The following is a 2309-nucleotide window of genomic DNA, read 5'->3' as shown; positions in this document are numbered from 1 at the left end:
TCCCGACGCTCGTGCCTCGTCCCCAACTACTGCGGGGCTCAGTCCTCGGGGTTGTAGCCGAGGTTGGGGCCGAGCCAGCGCTCGGCTTCGACCAGGGTCCAGCCCTTTCGCGTCGCGTAGTCGGCGACCTGGTCCTGGGCCATCCGGCCGACTACGAAGTACTGCGACTGCGGGTGCGAGAAGTACCAGCCGCTGACGGCGGCACCAGGCCACATCGCCATCGACTCGGTCAGCTCGATACCGGTCCGCTGATCGACGTCCATCAACTGCCAGAGCGTCGCCTTCTCGGTGTGCTCCGGGCAAGCCGGATAGCCGGGGGCAGGGCGGATTCCCACGTACTTCTCCCGGATGAGTGCCTCGTTGTCCAGCTGCTCGTCTTGCTGGAATCCCCAGAACTCCTTGCGGACCCGTTGGTGCATCCGCTCGGCGAACGCCTCTGCCAGCCGGTCGGCGATCGACTCCAGCAGAATCCCGCTGTAGTCGTCGTGGGCTGCCTTGAACTCGGCGATCTTGTCCTGGCTGCCGAGGCCGGCAGTGACGGCGAAGGCGCCGACATAGTCAGCCAGACCCGTGTCCTTGGGGGCGATGTAGTCGCCCAGCGACCGGTTCGGGATGCCGTCGCGGTGCTTGCCCTGCTGACGTAGGTTGTGCAACGTGGCCATCACCTCGGTCCGGGTCTCGTCGGTGTAGACCTCGATGTCTTCGCCGCCGGGTTCGGCGTTGGCCGGGAAAAAGCCGATCACCCCGTTGGCGGTCAGCCACTTCTCCTTGATCAGGGTGTCGAGCATCTCCTGGGCGTCGTCGTACAGCTTGCGGGCGGTCTCGCCCGAGACCGGGTTGTTGAGGATGTCGGGGAACCTGCCCTTCAGCTCCCAAGCGTTGAAGAACGGCTGCCAGTCGATGTATTCACGCAGTTCGGCGAGGTCGTAGTCAAGAAACTCCCGCACGCCGAGACCCTGGGCGGGCACCGGCGGCGTGTAGCCGTCCCACTCGATCGGCGTCCGGTTCGCGCGGGCCTTCTCCAGCGTGAGCATCGGCCGCTCGCTCTTCTGGGCGTGCCGTTCGCGCAGGGCTGCGTAATCGGTCTCGGTGGCCTCCAGCAGGGCTGGGCGCTGCTTGTCGTCGAGAAGCGCAGCAGCGACCGGCACCGAGCGGGAAGCGTCTTTGACCCAGACCACCGGACCGCTACGTCGCGGCGACACCTTCACCGCCGTGTGTGCGCGTGAGGTCGTCGCCCCACCGATCAGGAGCGGGATCTGCAACCCCTGACGCTCCATCTCGACGGCGAAGTTGACCATCTCGTCCAGGGAGGGGGTGATCAGGCCGGACAACCCGATGATGTCGGCGTTGTGCTCCTTTGCCGCGTCCAAAATCTTGCTCGCGGGCACCATCACACCGAGGTCGATCACCCTGTAGTTGTTGCACTGCAGAACAACCCCGACGATGTTCTTACCGATGTCGTGGACATCGCCCTTCACCGTCGCCATCACGATCGTGCCGTTGGTGGATTCCACGGCCTCGGCGCCCAACTCTTCCTTTTCCGCCTCGATGTAGGGCAGCAGGTAGGCCACCGCCTTCTTCATCACCCGGGCCGACTTCACCACCTGCGGCAGGAACATCTTGCCCGCGCCGAAGAGGTCGCCGACGACGTTCATGCCGTCCATCAGCGGGCCCTCGATCACCTCGATCGGCCGCCCACCGGCGGCGGCGATCTCGGATCGTAATTCCTCAGTGTCGGCATCGACGTCGGCGTCGATGCCTTTGACCAGGGCGTGGGTGATCCGTTCGCGGACCGGGAGGCTGCGCCACTCGGCCGCTTTCGGGTCCTCCGACTTCGCGGCGCTGTTGAACCGTTCAGCGATCTCCAAGAGCCTCTCGGCGGCGTCCGCGCGCCGGTTCAGCACGACGTCCTCTATCCGGTCCCGCAACTCGGCGTCGATCGAGTCGTAGGGCACCAGCGCACCGGCGTTGACGATGCCCATGTCCAGGCCGGCCTTGATGGCGTGGAACAGGAACACCGCATGGATCGCCTCGCGGACCGGGTTGTTGCCCCGGAACGAGAACGACACGTTGGAGATGCCGCCGGAGATGTGCACCCCGGGAAGGTTCTCCTTGATCCAGCCGCAGGCCTCGATGAAGTCGATCCCGTATGTCGCGTGCTCCTCGATACCGGTCGCCAGCGCGAAGCAGTTCGGGTCGAAGATGATGTCCTCTTCGGCGAAGCCGACCTCCTCGGTGAGGATGCGGTGCGCGCGCGTGACGATCTCGACCTTGCGCTCGAGCGTGTCGGCTTGCCCCTGCTCGTCGAA

General features: G+C 65.5%; 1 protein-coding gene. It reads right to left on the bottom strand.

Going from position 1 to position 2309, the window contains the following annotated elements:
- Positions 1-38: 38 nt before the first annotated feature.
- Positions 39-2309, bottom strand: a 2271-nt coding sequence (locus ACPGXI_RS11780; protein ID WP_526653020.1) for a methionine synthase, incomplete at its 5' end; no start/stop codon positions are given.

Origin of the sequence: Mycobacterium sp. (genome assembly GCF_049608025.1) — a bacterium.
Taxonomy (GTDB): Bacteria; Actinomycetota; Actinomycetes; order Mycobacteriales; family Mycobacteriaceae; genus Mycobacterium.
This window is presented reverse-complemented; position numbering and strand designations above follow the sequence as displayed.